The following is a 15,444-nucleotide window of genomic DNA, read 5'->3' on the forward strand; positions in this document are numbered from 1 at the left end:
CGTCGCGCGGCGCGTCCGCGCGGCGGGGCGGCCGGTCCGCGTTCCGCCCGGACGCCGGAAGGCCCCGGTCTCAGTCCGCGTAGGCGGCCGCGGCCTCACGCAGAGCGCGGACGGCGGCCCGGATCGCGGGGCGGCGCGAGGCGTCGGTGCGCCAGAACGCGTACACCTGCCGGACCAGCGCGGGCTGCACCGGCACCACCCGCACCCCGTCCGGCAGGGGCCCCCGGCCCAGCCGTGGCATGACGGCGGCTCCGATCCCGGCGGCGATGAGCGCCAGCTTGGTCTGGTGCTCCTCGACGTTGTGGATGACGCGGGGCTCGCCTCCGCGCGCCCGGATCATGCCGTGGAGCCAGTCGTCGCAGATCGACCCGCGCGACCAGCTGATCCAGGGCAGGTCGAGGATCTCCTCCGGTTCGAGGAGCTCGCGGTGGGCGAGGGGGTGGTCGGCGGGCAGGGCGATGTCGCCGACGTCCTCCAGCAGCGGCGCCCGGCTCATCCCCGCGGGCAGGGCCAGCGGGGAGCCGACCCAGTCGATGACCATGGCGAGGTCGGCGTCGCCCCGGGCCATCGAGGGCACGCTCTCGTGGGGCTCCTCCTCGTGGAGCTCCACCTGGAGGCCCGGGTGCGCCTCGCGCAGGGAGGTGAGCGCGTGGGGCAGGAGTCCCCGGACGGCCGTGGGGGTGGCGCTCAGGCGCAGGTGGCCCGTGACGTCGTCGCGGTGCGCCTCCAGATCCGCCTCGGCCCGGTGGACCAGGGAGAGGATCTTCGCGGTGTGCTCGACCAGGAGCTCGGCGGCGTCGGTGAGGCGTACGCCCCGGCCGTTGCGTTCGACGAGGGGCTGGCCCACCTCGCGTTCGAGCTTGGTGAGCTGCTGGGAGACGGCGGAGTTGGTGACGTGGAGGGCCTCGGCGGCGGCGGTGAGGGAGCCGTGCGTCGCGATGGTGTGGAGGACCCGGAGACGGTCGACGCTGAGCATGTAAGCAAGCCTAACCTCCGCCTTAAGAAATACGAAGTAGTCCTAATGCGTCGGTGCAGGATAGAAACATCCCATGACCGCCGTCCCCTCCGCCGCGACCACGTCCGGCCCCCCGCCGCACCCGCTCTCCGACTGGCGCGCCAAGTTCGCCCTCCTCGCCCTGATCTGGGGTATGAGCTTCGTCTTCATCAAGGTCGGGGCGAGCGCGCTGTCCCCCGCGCAGCTCGCGCTCGGCCGCATGGCCGCGGGCGCGCTCCCCCTGCTGGCGCTCGTGCTGCTGCGCGGCGGGCGCCTCCCCACCTCTCCTCGCCTGGTGGGCCACATGTTCGTGGCGGCGCTGCTGCTCAACACGGTCCCCTTCACCCTGTTCGGGTACGCCGCACAGCTCATCCCCTCCGCCCTGATGGGGATCGTGAACGCCGCGACGCCCCTGTTCGGCGTGGTGTTCTCGATGGCGCTGCTCTCGGACGAGCGCCCCGACCGGGACAGGGTCCTCGGGCTCGGGATCGGCTTCCTCGGCGTGCTCACCGTCTTCGGGGTGTGGAACACGCTGGGCGAGGTGGCCGCCGGCGACCGCGACGCCGTCGTCGGCATGCTGTTCGTCGTGGGCGCGACGGCCTGCTACGGCATCGGCACCCCCTACCTGCGCCGCTTCGTCGCGGGCAGCTCCCACGGGGCCCTGGAGCTGAGCTCGCTCCAGCTGCTCCTCGGCTCCCTGCCCCTGGCGCTGCTCGTCCCGTTCCTCACCGAGGCGCCCACCGGGGTGACCTGGCAGGTGGTGGCGTCGGTGGCCGTCCTGGGCGTGCTCGGCACGGGGGTGGCGTACATCCTCCAGTACGCGATCGTGCGGGAGGCGGGGGCGACCGTGGCCACGACCGTCACCTACGTGGCGCCGGTCGTGGCGATCACCGCCGGGATCGCGCTCATGGGCGAGACCCTGACCTGGAACCAGCCGCTGGGAGCGGTGGTCGTCGTCCTGGGGGCCGCCCTGTGCCAGGGCGTCGTCCGCGTCCGCCGCGTCGCGCCGCCGCGGCCCGGGCCCCGACCGCACGCGAAGGGGCGGCGGGCCCGGGCCCGCCGCCCCTTCGCGTGAACGGCGCCGTCAGTCCTCGCGGAGCACGTCGATCGCCGCTTCGAGGTCGGCGGGGTAGGTGCTGGAGAACTCCACCGGGCGGTGCTCGGTGGGGTGCTCGAAGCCCAGCCGGACGGCGTGCAGCCACTGCCGCCGCACGCCCAGCCGCTCGGCCAGGGTGGGGTCGGCCCCGTAGAGCGTGTCGCCCACGCACGGGTGGCGCAGCGCGGCCATGTGCACCCGGATCTGGTGGGTGCGGCCCGTCTCCAGACGGATCTCCAGGAGACTGGCGGCCCGGAAGGCCTCCTGCGTGTCGTAGTGCGTCACCGACGCACGGCCGCCCGCGACCACGGCCCAGCGGCCGTCGCCGGCGGGGTGCCGGTCGATGGGCGCATCCACCGTGCCGCGGAGCGGGTCGGGGTGCCCCTGCACCAGCGTGTGGTAGCGCTTGTCCACGGTGCGCTCCTTGAACGCCCGCTTGAGCACGCTGTAGGCGGTCTCGCTCTTGGCGACCACCATGAGGCCGGTGGTGTTGGCGTCCAGCCGGTGGACGATGCCCTGGCGCTCGGCGGCGCCGCTGGTCGCCAGCTGCACGCCGGAGGCCAGCAGGCCCTCCAGCACGCTGGGCCCGGTCCAGCCGACCGTCGGGTGGGCGACCACGCCGACGGGCTTGTCCACCACGATGATGTCGGTGTCCTCGTGCACGATCCGCATGCCGGGGACGGCCTCGGGGCGCGGCACGGGCGCCGTGGGCGGCGGCGGGAGGGTGATCTCCAGCCAGGCCCCGGCCTGGACCCGGTCGGACTTGCCCGCCTCGGACCCGTCGACCAGGACGCTGCCGTCGAGGATGAGTTCGGCGGCCCGTGTGCGGGACAGGCCGAACAGGCGGGCGATGGCCGCGTCGAGCCGGTCGCCCTCCAGGCCGTCGGGCACGGGCAGGCTGCGTGTGTCGCTCACTGGCCCTTCCCTTCGGTGGTGTCGTCCGGGTGGGGCCCGGAACCCTTGTCGTCCTTCTTCGAGGACTCCTCCTCGACGACGCTGCCGTCCAGGTTGAGGCCCTTGAAGGTCAGCGCCACCACCAGGCACGCCCCGACGACCACGCACGAGTCGGCGATGTTGAAGACCGGGAAGTTCCCGACGCTGATGAAGTCGACGACCGCGCCGTGGAAGGGCGCCGGCTCCCGGAAGTACCGGTCCACGAGGTTCCCCGCGGCGCCGCCCATCATCAGGCCGAGCGTCACTCCCCACCAGACGCTGCGGACCCGCAGCCCCATGTACCCGATGGCGATGACCACGAGGCTGGCGATGCAGGTGAACACCCAGGTGAAGTCGGTGCCCATGGAGAACGCGGCGCCGGTGTTGTACACCAGCGTGAACTGGAGGAGGCTGCCGACGACGTCGACGCGCTCGCCCTGGGAGAAGGTCGCCAGGACCCACTCCTTGGTGAGGAAGTCGGCGACGATCGCGGCGGCTGCGACCAGCAGCAGGAGAAGGTACCTGCGCGGGCGCGCACCGGTCGTGTCGGACGTGGTCATGTTGCTGTCCCCGGAGGGCTCTACCTCAGTCAGCGACGCTCCTCGCGCTGTTTGCAGGTGACGCACAGGGTGGCGCGCGGAAAGGCCTCAAGTCGCGCCTTCCCGATGGCCAGGCTGCATGACTCACAGACCCCGTATGTTCCCGCGTCCATCCGTTCGATCGCCCGCTCGCTCTTGGAGAGCAGGTCACGAGTATTGTAGGCCAACGCCAGATCATGTTCGCGCTGGAAGGTCTTCGCCCCGGCGTCCGCGGGGTCGTCCCCGGCGCCGTCCACCGGGTCGGTGAGCCGGTCGGCGAGCGCGTCCTCCGCCTCGCGGATCTCCCGCCGCGCGACCGCGATCTCCTCCTCCAGCCTTCGCCGGATCCCGGTCAGCTCCTCCGTGGTCCAGGGGTCCTCCCCCGGCAGGACCGGCAGCATGGAGGCTTCGGTGGCCTTCATCGCATTCCCCTCCCAGATGGTTCGGCACACCCCGGACCTCGCCGACCTGCGGGTCCTCCCCCGGGCGGTGCCGTGATCGGTGCCGCGAAGCCTAGGCAATCCCACGGTGCAAGGCAATGATCGGGACGGTGCGCCGCTGCGGCGGCCCCCGCCCGGCGCGACAGGGGCGGCGGGTCCTACTCCGCGGCCGCGAAACCGCCGTAGTCCTCGGCCAACGCGGCCAGGTGCGGCTCGTCGAAGACGGCCGGCCCGCCGTGGGGGCCGGTCAGCACCTCGATCACCCAGTCCGCGTCCTCGGCGTCGTCCTCGCCCGCGAGCATGTCCCGGTGCACGCGGCACGGCTCGTAGCCCTGCTCCAGGAGCTGCTCCGCCAGCTCCACCGCGTCGTCCCGGTCGGACAGGGTCACGAGGACCGCACCCCTCACGTCCTCCGCCACAGCGGCCCCCTCCGTCACAAGAGCGCACGGCGGAAGCGCCGCGCTGCGTTATCCTGGCTCCAGGTGTCGATGGGGACGAGTAGCGCTGGCCCCGACCGGACGGATCACAGCCTAGAAGGCCTGGCCCGCCCAAGCGACCCGGGGGCGGTGCGAGCCCGGGGGCACGACCAGCGCGAAGATCACCCCGGAACCGCCGGAAGAACGGGCCCGCCCGCGCGGGCGGCTCCAGTAGAACCGGCACAGAGCAACGAAGTGGGACCCTACCGACGCGCGCCCTGCGGCGCGCTCGCGGTCCAAGGAGGGTGGTACCGCGGGGCCCGTGCCTCGTCCCTCCGTCAGGAACGACCCTGATGGAAAGGTACGACCGTGGCCAACGACCCCCGGCCCGCATCCCGACCGCTGCCCCAGCTCCCCGCGCAGATCGACCTGCCGGCCATGGAGCGGGACGTCCTCGGCCGCTGGTCGAAGGAGGACGTCTTCCAGCGCTCGCTCGACCAGACCCGCGGCGGCCCCAACTGGGTCTTCTACGAGGGCCCGCCCACGGCCAACGGCCAGCCCGGCGTGCACCACGTCGAGGCCCGCGCGTTCAAGGACGTGTTCCCCCGGTTCCGCACCATGCGCGGCTACCACGTGGACCGCAAGGCGGGCTGGGACTGCCACGGCCTGCCCGTGGAGGTCGCCGTGGAGAAGGAGCTCGGCCTGTCCGGCAAGAAGGACATCGAGGCCTTCGGCATCGCCGAGTTCAACGAGCGCTGCCGCGAGTCCGTGCTCCGCAACGTCGACGCGTTCACCACCATGACGGAGCGCATGGGCTACTGGGTGAACATGGACGACGCCTACCGCACCATGGACCCGCAGTACGTGGAGTCCGTGTGGTGGGCCCTCAAGCAGATCTGGGACAAGGGCCTGCTGGTCCGCGACTACCGGATCAGCCCGTACTGCCCGCGCTGCGGCACGACCCTGTCCGACCACGAGCTCGCGCAGGGGTACGAGACCGTCACCGACCCGTCGGTGTACGTCCGCTTCCCCGTGACCTCCGGTCCGCTCGCCTCGCCCGAGCACCCGACCTCGCTGCTCGTCTGGACGACCACCCCCTGGACGCTGGTGTCCAACACCGCCGTGGCCGTGCACCCGGACGTGGAGTACGTGGTGGCCACCGACGGCGACGAGCGCCTCGTGGTGGCCCGCCCGCTCTTCGACAAGGTCCTCGGCGAGGGCTGGGAGCTCACGGGCGAGAGCTACGGGGGCGAGGAGATGGAGCGCTGGACCTACGAGCGCCCCTTCGACCTGGTGCCCTTCGACGAGCCCGCCCACTACGTGGTGCTCGCCGACTACGTCACCGTGGACGACGGTACCGGCCTGGTCCACCAGGCGCCCGCCTTCGGCGCCGACGACATGCTCGTGGGCCGCGCCTACGGCCTGCCCGTGGTCAACCCGGTCCGCCCGGACGGCACCTTCGAGTCCCCCCTGCCTCTGGTCGGCGGGGTGTTCTTCAAGGAGGCCGACAAGACGCTCGTCCGCGACCTCAAGGACCGCGGGCTCCTCTTCCGCCACCTGAGCTACGAGCACTCCTACCCGCACTGCTGGCGCTGCCACACGGCGCTGCTGTACTACGCGGTCCCGTCCTGGTACATCCGCACCACCGCGGTCAAGGACGAGCTCCTGGCGCAGAACGACGTCACCAACTGGGTGCCGGAGAACGTCAAGGAGGGCCGCTTCGGCGAGTGGCTGCGCGGCAACGTGGACTGGGCGCTGTCCCGCAACCGCTACTGGGGCACCCCGCTGCCGATCTGGGAGTTCCCCGACGGCCGCCAGATCTGCGTGGGCTCCCTGGAGGAGCTGGGCCGCCTCAGCGGCCGGGACCTGTCCTCCCTGGACCCGCACCGCCCCTTCGTGGACGACATCGTCATCCCCGACCCGGACGCGGACCCGTCCCTGCCCGAGGAGCAGCGGGTCGCCCGCCGCGTCCCCGAGGTCATCGACGCCTGGTTCGACTCCGGCTCCATGCCGTTCGCCCAGTGGGGGGCGCCCCACCGGAACGAGGAGACCTTCCGGGACAACTTCCCGGCGCAGTACATCTCCGAGGCGATCGACCAGACCCGCGGGTGGTTCTACTCCCTGCTGGCGGTGAGCACCCTGGTGTTCGGCCGCAACTCCTTCGAGAACGTGGTCGTGCTCGGCCACATCCTCGCCGAGGACGGCCGGAAGATGAGCAAGCACCTGGGCAACGTCATGGAGCCGATCTCGGTCATGGACAAGCACGGCGCCGACGCGCTGCGCTGGTTCATGCTGGCGAGCGGTTCGCCGTGGACCGCCCGCCGGGTCGGCCACTCCGCCCTGGAGGAGATCGTCCGCAAGGTGCTGCTGACCTACTACAGCACCGTCTCGTTCTTCACCCTGTACGCGAACGCCGGCGGGGGCTGGGACCACTCCCGGCTGGCGGACGCCCCCGCCCCCGAGGACCGCCCGCTCCTGGACCGGTGGCTGCTCTCGGAGCTGAACGAGGTCGTCAGGGACGTCACGGCGGCGCTGGACTCGTTCGACACCACGACCGCGGGACGCCGTCTGACGGCCTTCGTGGACGACGTGTCCAACTGGTACGTGCGCCGTTCCCGCCGCCGGTTCTGGGGCGGTGCGGACACCCCCGAGGGCGCCGCCGCGTTCGCGACGCTGTTCGAGGCCCTGGAGACCGTCACGCTGCTGATGGCGCCGATCGTGCCGTTCCTCACCGACCACGTGTGGGCGTCGGTACGCCGGCCGGACGCGCCGGAGTCGGTGCACCTGGCGTCGTGGCCCGAGGTGCGCGAGGACCTCGTCGACCCGGACCTGTCGCAGCAGATGGCGCTGGCCCGCCGCCTGGTGGAGCTGGGCCGGTCGGCCCGGGTGGACTCCGCCGTGCGGACCCGGCAGCCGCTGGCCCGCGCCCTGGTGGGCGCCGCCGGTTTCGCCGGCCTGCCCGAGCAGCTCCGCGACCAGGTGTCCGACGAGCTCAACGTGGAGTCGCTGGACGCGCTGTCCTCCGTGGGCGGCGACCTGGTGGACTTCATCGTGAAGCCGAACTTCCGGGCGCTGGGCAAGCGGTTCGCCAAGCGCACCCCGCTGGTGGCCAAGGCCATCGAGGCCGCCGACCCCGCCTCCCTGGTGGAACAGGTCCGCGAGAGCGGCTGGGCGCGGGTGCGGGTCGAGGACGAGCCCGTCGAGGTCAGCGCCGACGAGCTGCTCGTGACCGAGCAGCCCCGGGAGGGCTGGGCCGTGGCGTCCGAGGCCGGTGAGACCGTCGCCCTGGACCTGGAGCTGACGCCGCGGCTGCGCCGCGCCGGTCTGGCCCGGGAGATGGTCCGCATGCTCCAGGACGCCCGCAAGAAGAGCGGCCTGGACGTGTCCGACCGCATCGAGGTGTGGTGGACGGCCACGGACGAGACCACCGAACTGGCGCTCACCGAGCACGGTGAGGCGATCGCCGGCGAGGTGCTGGCCGACGCGTTCACCGCCGGGGAGATGGCACGGGACCTGCACACCGCCTCCTCCGAGGAGTTCGGCGTGGCCTTCGGTTTCCGCAAGGCCTAGGCCTCTTCCGGTCCGGCGGCCCCGGGGCCGCCGGACCGGGCCCCGACGCGAACGGGCGCCGTCCCCCCCGGGGGCGGCGCCCGTTCGCGTGCGTCGGGGTCAGTGGACCTTGTCGGGGTCCTTGTCCGAGTCCTTGCCGCCGTCGAGGTCGGTGTCCCCGTCGAGAACGGCCGCGTAGGCGACGGCGTGGTCGTCCTCGGCGTCCTCGTCCTCGGCCTTGGCGGGCCGCTCGCTCCCGTCCGGCTCCGCGTCCCCGGCCCCCGGGCCGTCGGCCGTATCGCCCTCCGGCTCCGGACGGGTGGGCGCGGGGGTGGTGTCGGGGTCGCCCGCGTCGGCGGTGCCGTCGGCCGCGGGGGCGCCCTCCTCGTCATCGTCGCCGTCCCGGTCGGACCGCTCCGCGACCGCCCCGCCGTCCTCGGGCTGTGGGAGCCGGTAGCTGAACGCCGACGTCCGCCCGGTGTCCGCGGTCTCCCGGTCGCTCTCCGCCTCGTCGGCCCCCTCTTCCGCGGCGTCGCCCCGGCCGGGCAGGCGGTAGGTGAAGGCCCCGTCCGCGTCGTCTGCGGACTCCGCCTCAGGGGCGGGGTCCCCGGTGTCCGCGGCCTCGGCTGCGCCGCCCGTACCGGCGGCGGGAGCGTCCTCGACGCGCCCGCCGTCCTCCGGCACGGGGTCGGCGTCCGCGTCCTGCGCCTCCGGGGCGCGGGCCTCCGCCGACACGTTCGTGTCGGTGTCGGTGTCGGTGTCGGTGTCGGTGTCGGTGTCGGTGTGCGCCGAGGGTACGGGTTCCGCCTCGGAGGAGGCGTGCTCGCGCTCCCCCTGCGCCGCGGTGTCGTCCGTGTCGGGCTCGGTGTCGGGGCCCTCGCCGGCGGCCGTGGACCCGGGTCCGGCGTCCCCGCCGGTCGCGGGCTCGTCCTCGCCGCGCTCGGAGTCGGCCTCCGCGTGCTCCACGGCCTGCTCGGCGCGCAGGGCCTCGTCGGCGTCCGGGCGGGCTTCCCCGTCTCCGTCCGCGGAGACGTCGGGCGCCGGGGCCTGCTCCGTGTCCGGGTCGCCGGTCTCCGGGTCGTCCTCCGCCCGCTCGCTCCGGTCCGCCTCGCCGGGGATCCGGTAGGAGAAGGCGTCCGCCTCGGGGGCCCCGGCGCCCGCGACCCCGTTGTCGGGGTCCGCGGTCGCGTCGACCGGAGCGGCCCCGTCCTCGTGGGAGGAGCCCTGACCGGGAATGCTGTAGGTGAAGGGGGCGGGGTCCAGTTCGGGCCCGTCGTCCCCCGTGTGGAGGCGGGAGGGAGCCCCTCCGTCCTCACCGGCCCGTTCACGGGCCTCGGGGATGTCGGCGGTAACCGCCGTGTCGGCCGGTTCCCCGTCCGTCCGCGCCTCGGAGGCGGGAGCCGCGGGGTCGGCCTCGGCCGGGGATCCCGCGCGGACGGTGCTCCCGGCGGGCGCCGTGTCCGGTTCCGGCCACTCGTGCGCGGTGGGGGTCTGCCAGCGGGGGACGTCGTACTCCGGTTCCCCGTGCCCGGCGTCGTCCGCGGCCGCCCAGACGGGCGTGTCCTGCGCGGGGGCTTCCCGTACCGGCCCTTGGGCCGGTACGGGAACGCGCCCGGAGTACTCCGGCACGACGTGGGGGCCCGCTGCCGTCGCCGCCGGGGTGGCGGCGCCGGTCGGGACGGACGACTTCCCCAAACCGTCCGTTCCGGGGCGACCCGTCCTGCTCTCGGCGATGCGTCCCTGGACCATGCCCCCCAGGAGGAGGAGGACGCTGGCGCCGGCCAGTCCGAGTGCGATGTACACCAGGACAGTCTCGGCGAGGGCCAGGGCAGCCGCGATGACGGCGATGGCCGCCAGCACCGCCACGGTTGCGAGGATGCTAAGGATCACGGGTCGACCAGGGCCTTTACACGTGTTGTATCCGGAGTCTTCAGTTGTTCGGAGCCGAATGCCGCTGGTCTAGCGACGCTCGTGCGGAGCCTCACCCGGGTGGAATCCACCGTGCTGGGCGGGCTCGGGCTGACCGAACGGGTTGCCGCCGGGGCCGTGCTGGAGAGCGGGGGCGCCACCGGCCTGCGGAGCCATCGTCTGGAAGCCGCCCGTGGTGTTCGGGTTCGGCTCGACGGGCTTGCCCTCCTCGTTCAGCTCGCGCAGCTGGCGCTCGAAGTAGTCCTTCAGACGGCTCCGGTACTCGCGCTCGAAGTCCTTGAGCACGTTGACCTTGTGCTCCAGCTCCTCGCGCTGCTGCACCAGGCTGCCCATGACCTGGCGGTGGCGCTCCTGGGCGTCGCGGTCGAGGTTCTCCGACCGTGCCCGGGCCTCACCGATGATCTGGTCCGCCTGGCGGCGGGCCTTGCCGAGGATGTCCTCGGACTCGTGGCGGGCGCGGCCGAGGGTCTCGTCCGCCTCACGGCGGGCGTCGGAGATCGCCTGGTCGGCGGTCTGCTGGGCGAGGGCGAGGACGCGGGCGGCCGTGTCCATGTTCTCCTCACCGCCCATCCCCATGTTCGCGCCGGTCATCGGCATCTGCTGCTGGACCGGGGGCTGCGGCTCGACGGCCTGCGGCTGCTGGACGGGCTCCGGGCGCATCTGCTCGTGCTGCTGGGGCTCCGGCGCCTGGTCCTGGGGCTGCTGGAAGTCCTGCATGCCGGCGTTGGGCACCTTGCCCCGCAGGCATTCGGCCAGCTTGCCGCGCAGTTCCTCGTTCTCCTGGATCAGGCGGTCGAGCTCGGACTCGACCTCGTCGAGAAAGGCGTCGACCTCTTCTTCGTCGTACCCTGGCCGGAGCCGGGTCGTACTGAACTGCTTGTTCCGCACATCGGCGGGTGTCAGCGGCATGTTCGTCTCCTTGGCGCGCTTGGAGTCTGTCCGTAGGGACGCTACCTGATCGTGACCTTACGGCAATCCAGATCATGACCAAGACCACATAACGGAACCGGGGACCCGATACTTGCCCCCGCGCCCCTTCCCTGCTAGGCGAGGCTCCCGATGAGAGCCATCAAGATCCACACGATGATGAAGAGGACGAGGACACTCAGGTCGAGTGCGACGCTCCCCAGTCTCACCGGCTTGATGAACCGTCGCAGGAACCTCAGTGGCGGGTCGGTGACGGTGTACACGATCTCCGCGAGGACGAGGACGAACCCGGTGGGCCGCCACGTCCTGGCGAAGGACTGCACCATCTCCAGGACCACCCTCGCGATCAGCACGAAAACGAACAGCTGTAGCGCGAAGAGCAGCACTGCAACGACGATACTCACGGTCGTTCCCCGACCCAATCTCTGGACAAGTGTGATGGTCTAGCTCTGATTGAAGAACCCTCGCTCGGCGATCCGGGCCTTGTCTTCGGCGGTGACCTCGACGTTGGCCGGTGACAGCAGGAACACCTTGTTGGTCACGCGTTCGATACTGCCATGCAGACCGAAGATCAGACCAGCCGCGAAGTCGACGAGACGCTTGGCGTCGCTGTCGACCATCTCGGTCAGGTTCATGATCACCGGTGTGCCCTCCCGGAAGTGCTCTCCGATCGTACGCGCCTCGTTGTAGGTGCGCGGATGGAGCGTTGTGATCCGAGCGAGGTCGGCGGTTGAGGCAGTCGTGGTCGTTCCACCGCGTCGTTCACCTGTACTCAGGTAGTCGCCGGTGTCCGTCACTGCGGTGCCTCGTGTTTCCTCGCCACGCGGAGAATCCGCAGCGCGATCGCGCTGCTCCTCCACGGCCTCGTCGAAATCGTCGAACTCATCATATTCGTCCGCATAGCGGTGATCGTAACGGTCGTCCTCCACGAGGCCGAGGTAGACCGCCATCTTGCGCATCGCGCCGGCCATCTCATGTCCTCCGTCGTCCCCGCGGCCTTCACCGCAGCCGACTCCTCCGTACTGGCCCGCCGTCCCCGCGTTCCACGGGGTGGGGCGCCCTTTCGGGCGAACTCCACAGACGGGTTCCAAGGTCTATGTGGGGACATTACCCCACGATCGGTCCGCGGTTGCCGAGCAACGCCGTACCGAGTCGCACGTGTGTCGCTCCTCGCTCGATCGCCGATTCGAGGTCCGCGCTCATTCCCGCCGAGATCACCGTCGCCAGAGGATAACGATCACGGACACGACTCGCCACCCCGTGGAGGCGGGCGAAGGCCTCGGCCGGGTCGCCCCCCCGGGGGGCCACCGCCATCACGCCCCCGAGTGTGAGCGACTCGTGCGCCTCGATGTCGGCGGCGAGCGCGAGCGCGTCCTCCGGGTCGACCCCGCCGCGCGGTCCGATGACGCCGGCCCGCGAGTCGTCGTCGAGGTTCACCTGGACGAGGCAGGTCAGACCACGTCCGGCCGCCGCCGCCCGCTCCCCCAGCGCACGGGCCAGCCTGGTGCGGTCCACCGAGTGCACGACGTCGGCGTAGGAGGCCACGGAGCGTGCCTTGTTGGTCTGCAACTGCCCGACGAAATGCCAGGTCAAGCCGAGGTCAGCGGTCTCCGCCGCCTTCGGCGCGGCCTCCTGGTCCCGGTTCTCGCCGACGTCGCGGACACCCAGGGAGGCGAGAATCCGCACATCGTCGGCCGGATAGGTCTTGGTGACCGCGACCAGCGACACCTCCTCGGGCGCGCGGCCGGCGCGCGCGCAGGCCTGCTCGATCCTGGCCCGCACGGCCGCGAGGTTGGCGCGGACCTGCTCGACGCGAGCTGGGTCGACGTGTGGCACGGTGCTCCTTCTCTTTCCCCGTCGGGTGGGTCCCCGGGGTCCGATGCGGTCTCCGGGGGTCGTGGGGCCCGCGTTTCGGACGCGTCACCGCAGGAGGGGAGGTCCCTGGCGGTTCCGGCGGGTTCCGAAAGCCATCCTGGCGGCCCGGTACGACAGTCAGGAACGCCAGATGAACGAGGCGAATCTTCCGGTCGGCGCGCCGCCCCGGTGGGAGAACAGCTCAGGGCTCTCCAGGGTGCAGCGGCCGTCGGCCCGGACGTCGGTCACACCGGCCCGCCGCAGCTGGGCGGTGACGGCCGCGAGCATGTCCACCCCCGTGGTGCCCTTCCGGGTGGTGGAGGCGGCCTCGGGGGTGTCCCTGGCCGTCTCGGCCTGCACCTCCGGGGGCACCTCGTAGCACTTGCCGCAGATGGCCGGACCGAGGAAGACGGTGATGCGGTCGGCACGGGCCCCCTGGCCGACCATCGACCCGACGAGGTTGGCCGCCACGCCGTTCGCCGTCCCGAGGCGGCCCGAGTGCGCGGCTCCCAGGACACCCGCCTCGCCGTCGGCGGCCAGGACCGGCAGGCAGTCGGCGGCCATCGAGGCCAGGACCAGGTCGGGGCGGGTCGTGACGACCCCGTCGCAGGTACCCGCCCCACCCGGCGCGTCCGCGACGAGCACGTCGGCGCTGTGCACCTGGTTCATCCACACGACCCGGTCGATGTCGAACCCCAGGCCGGCGGCGGCGGTCCGCCTGTTGGCGAGGACGGCCTCCCGCACGTCGCCCGAGCCCAGCCCCAGGTTGAGCGAGTCGTACGGCGGGGCGCTGACCCCGCCGTGCCGTTCGGTGACGGCGGCACGCACGCCGTGCCCCAGATCGATGACGTTGCCCATCCGTGTGACCGCGGTCCTTCCCTCGGCCCGCCGGGACGGCGCCGGCGCGGCCGGCGCGCGCTTCCCCGGGGGCGGCGACGGCCCCGCCGCATGGGTCGGGGCCGCTGACACGTCGATGGTACCGGGACGGTGGTGCGCTACTTCAGGAACTCGGGCACGTCCAGGTCGTCGGGGTCGTCGAAGATGACCCGGCGGCGGGGCGTGGGCACGTCCCCCCGCCGTTCGGCGGTGGAGTCGGAGACGGCGTGGACGGGGCCGGACTGGACCTCGCCGTGCTGCGAGGGCTCCTCCCGCTCCCCCGCGGGCCGCCCCTCCTCGGAGGACCCCGCCGGGGCGGGCGCCTCGTAGGAGGCGTGGGACTCCGAGCCGTGGGCCGGGGTCTCCGTGCGCGGCTGCTCGACCGGGGCCTGCTCCTGACGGACGGGCTCCGGTTCGGACGGGAACCGGACCGGCGGCATCTGCGCGGACGCCGCCTCCGGCTCGGTCCGCTCCGGGCGGGAGGGCGTGATCCACGGCATGGAGGTGGCCGCCGTCCCGCCCGCGTCACCGGCGGGGGGCGTCACCCTGGTGGGCTGCTGCTCCCTGCGCGACGCGGAGCCCGCGGTGTGGGCGACGGCCTCAGGAGGGTCCACCGGCTGCCGCTCCCGGACCACGGGTCCGGTGACCTCGGGTTCGTCGAACCCCGCCGCGATGACGGTGACCCTCACCTCGTCGCCCAGGGCGTCGTCGATGACGGCGCCGAAGATGATGTTGGCCTCGGGGGCCGCCGAGTTCGCGACGAGCTGCGCCGCCTCGTTGATCTCGAACAGGCCCAGGTCGGAGCCGCCCTGGATGGACAGCAGCACCCCGTGGGCGCCGTCGATGCTCGCTTCGAGCAGCGGCGAGGAGATGGCCATCTCCGCGGCCGCGACGGCCCGGTCGTCCCCGCGTGCGGAACCGATGCCCATCAGCGCCGACCCCGCCCCGGACATGACCGACTTGACGTCGGCGAAGTCCAGGTTGATCAGGCCCGGCGTGGTGATCAGGTCGGTGATGCCCTGCACACCGGAGAGCAGCACCTGGTCCGCCGCCTTGAAGGCGTCCAGCACGCTGACCTGGCGGTCGGAGATGGACAGCAGCCGGTCGTTGGGGATCACGATGAGCGTGTCGACCTCCTCGCGGAGCATCGCTATCCCCGACTCGGCCTGGGTCGCGCGCCGCTTGCCCTCGAAGCCGAAGGGGCGGGTGACCACGCCGATGGTGAGGGCTCCCAGGGAGCGGGCGATGTTGGCGACGACGGGAGCGCCCCCGGTGCCGGTGCCGCCGCCCTCACCAGCGGTGACGAAGACCATGTCGGCCCCCTTGAGGACCTCCTCGATCTCCTCCCGGTGGTCCTCGGCCGCCTGGCGGCCGACATCGGGGTTGGCTCCGGCTCCCAGGCCGCGTGTGAGCTCTCGGCCGACGTCGAGCTTGACGTCGGCGTCACTCATCAGCAGCGCCTGGGCGTCGGTATTGATGGCGATGAACTCGACGCCTTTGAGCCCCTCTTCGATCATTCGGTTGACGGCGTTGACACCGCCGCCGCCGATGCCGACGACTTTGATGACCGCGAGGTAGTTCTGCGGTGCTGCCACGACGAGGGGCCTTTCCGCTCGCATACGCCGTTCCGTGAACGCTCCGGTGGCTCTCGCCACCGGGTACGCCTCCGGACCGGCATCCGGTTCTACAGTGTGCGTTTCGGGTCCCTGCGACGGCGTTCTCGACGCGTTTGTCCGGGGACCCGGGGTCACCGGAGCCGTTGCGATCCTGCCCGGGGAGGGCTGGCGCGATCCGCTGTAGGAGCGGAGCAAAACGGTTCCTGCGTACCCCGAAAAGCGTGTTTTGCTGCTTT

The 15,444-nt window shown here is 72.2% G+C and carries 14 protein-coding genes; 2 read left to right on the forward strand and 12 right to left on the reverse strand.

What is annotated here, in order from left to right; genetic code table 11:
• Positions 1 to 70: 70 nt before the first annotated feature.
• Entirely contained in the window at positions 71 to 976 is a 906-nt protein-coding gene (locus OUQ99_RS22620) for a LysR family transcriptional regulator (protein WP_267945804.1), read from the reverse strand.
• Positions 977 to 1,049: 73 nt separating this feature from the next.
• Between OUQ99_RS22620 and OUQ99_RS22625 the strand changes: the two genes are divergently transcribed.
• Entirely contained in the window at positions 1,050 to 2,069 is a 1,020-nt protein-coding gene (locus OUQ99_RS22625) for a DMT family transporter (protein WP_267945805.1), read from the forward strand.
• Positions 2,070 to 2,078: 9 nt separating this feature from the next.
• On the opposite strand, the gene OUQ99_RS22630 is transcribed toward OUQ99_RS22625, so the two are convergent.
• From OUQ99_RS22630 to OUQ99_RS22645, 4 genes are all read right to left on the reverse strand, one after another.
• Positions 2,079 to 3,005 carry an RluA family pseudouridine synthase gene (locus OUQ99_RS22630; RefSeq protein WP_267945806.1) on the reverse strand — a complete coding sequence of 309 codons (927 nt, stop codon included), beginning with the start codon at positions 3,003 to 3,005 and terminating at the stop codon, positions 2,079 to 2,081.
• The gene (lspA, locus tag OUQ99_RS22635) at positions 3,002 to 3,583 is read right to left on the reverse strand and encodes a signal peptidase II (protein ID WP_267945807.1); all 582 of its coding nucleotides are present in this window, start codon (positions 3,581 to 3,583) and stop codon (positions 3,002 to 3,004) included. Before lspA ends, OUQ99_RS22630 begins: the two co-directional genes overlap by 4 nt.
• A gap of 29 nt (positions 3,584 to 3,612) precedes the next feature.
• Positions 3,613 to 4,023 (reverse strand): TraR/DksA family transcriptional regulator, encoded by a 411-nt coding sequence (locus OUQ99_RS22640; RefSeq protein ID WP_267945808.1) that lies wholly within the window; start codon positions 4,021 to 4,023, stop codon positions 3,613 to 3,615.
• Positions 4,024 to 4,199: 176 nt separating this feature from the next.
• Positions 4,200 to 4,460: a hypothetical protein gene (locus tag OUQ99_RS22645; protein ID WP_267945809.1), complete on the reverse strand. Its 261-nt coding sequence runs from the start codon at positions 4,458 to 4,460 to the stop codon at positions 4,200 to 4,202.
• A gap of 366 nt (positions 4,461 to 4,826) precedes the next feature.
• Here OUQ99_RS22645 and ileS point away from each other — a divergent pair, with 366 nt between their 5' ends.
• A complete protein-coding gene (gene ileS / locus OUQ99_RS22650) occupies positions 4,827 to 8,027 on the forward strand; it encodes an isoleucine--tRNA ligase (protein ID WP_267945810.1) in 3,201 nt (1,066 codons plus the stop codon).
• 99 nt (positions 8,028 to 8,126) lie between these two features.
• On the opposite strand, the gene OUQ99_RS22655 is transcribed toward ileS, so the two are convergent.
• The 7 genes from OUQ99_RS22655 to ftsZ all read right to left on the reverse strand — a co-directional run bounded on the left by OUQ99_RS22655 (position 8,127) and on the right by ftsZ (position 15,187).
• Complete coding sequence (locus tag OUQ99_RS22655; protein WP_267945811.1) at positions 8,127 to 9,896, reverse strand: hypothetical protein; 1,770 nt, start codon at positions 9,894 to 9,896, stop codon at positions 8,127 to 8,129.
• A 69-nt stretch (positions 9,897 to 9,965) separates the two neighbouring features.
• On the reverse strand, positions 9,966 to 10,844 hold the full coding sequence (locus OUQ99_RS22660; protein ID WP_267945812.1) for a DivIVA domain-containing protein: 879 nt from the start codon (positions 10,842 to 10,844) through the stop codon (positions 9,966 to 9,968).
• Positions 10,845 to 10,978: 134 nt separating this feature from the next.
• Positions 10,979 to 11,266 carry a YggT family protein gene (locus OUQ99_RS22665; RefSeq protein WP_267945813.1) on the reverse strand — a complete coding sequence of 96 codons (288 nt, stop codon included), beginning with the start codon at positions 11,264 to 11,266 and terminating at the stop codon, positions 10,979 to 10,981.
• 39 nt (positions 11,267 to 11,305) lie between these two features.
• Positions 11,306 to 11,833 carry a cell division protein SepF gene (locus OUQ99_RS22670; protein WP_267945814.1) on the reverse strand — a complete coding sequence of 176 codons (528 nt, stop codon included), beginning with the start codon at positions 11,831 to 11,833 and terminating at the stop codon, positions 11,306 to 11,308.
• A 136-nt stretch (positions 11,834 to 11,969) separates the two neighbouring features.
• Complete coding sequence (locus OUQ99_RS22675) at positions 11,970 to 12,698, reverse strand: YggS family pyridoxal phosphate-dependent enzyme (protein WP_267945815.1); 729 nt, start codon at positions 12,696 to 12,698, stop codon at positions 11,970 to 11,972.
• Positions 12,699 to 12,854: 156 nt separating this feature from the next.
• Complete coding sequence (gene pgeF / locus OUQ99_RS22680; protein ID WP_267945816.1) at positions 12,855 to 13,574, reverse strand: peptidoglycan editing factor PgeF; 720 nt, start codon at positions 13,572 to 13,574, stop codon at positions 12,855 to 12,857.
• A gap of 137 nt (positions 13,575 to 13,711) precedes the next feature.
• Positions 13,712 to 15,187: a cell division protein FtsZ gene (gene ftsZ, locus OUQ99_RS22685; RefSeq protein WP_267950453.1), complete on the reverse strand. Its 1,476-nt coding sequence runs from the start codon at positions 15,185 to 15,187 to the stop codon at positions 13,712 to 13,714.
• Positions 15,188 to 15,444 lie beyond the last annotated feature (257 nt).

It is taken from the genome of Streptomonospora nanhaiensis (assembly GCF_026642255.1).
GTDB classification, from domain to species: Bacteria; Actinomycetota; Actinomycetes; order Streptosporangiales; family Streptosporangiaceae; genus Nocardiopsis; species Nocardiopsis tropica.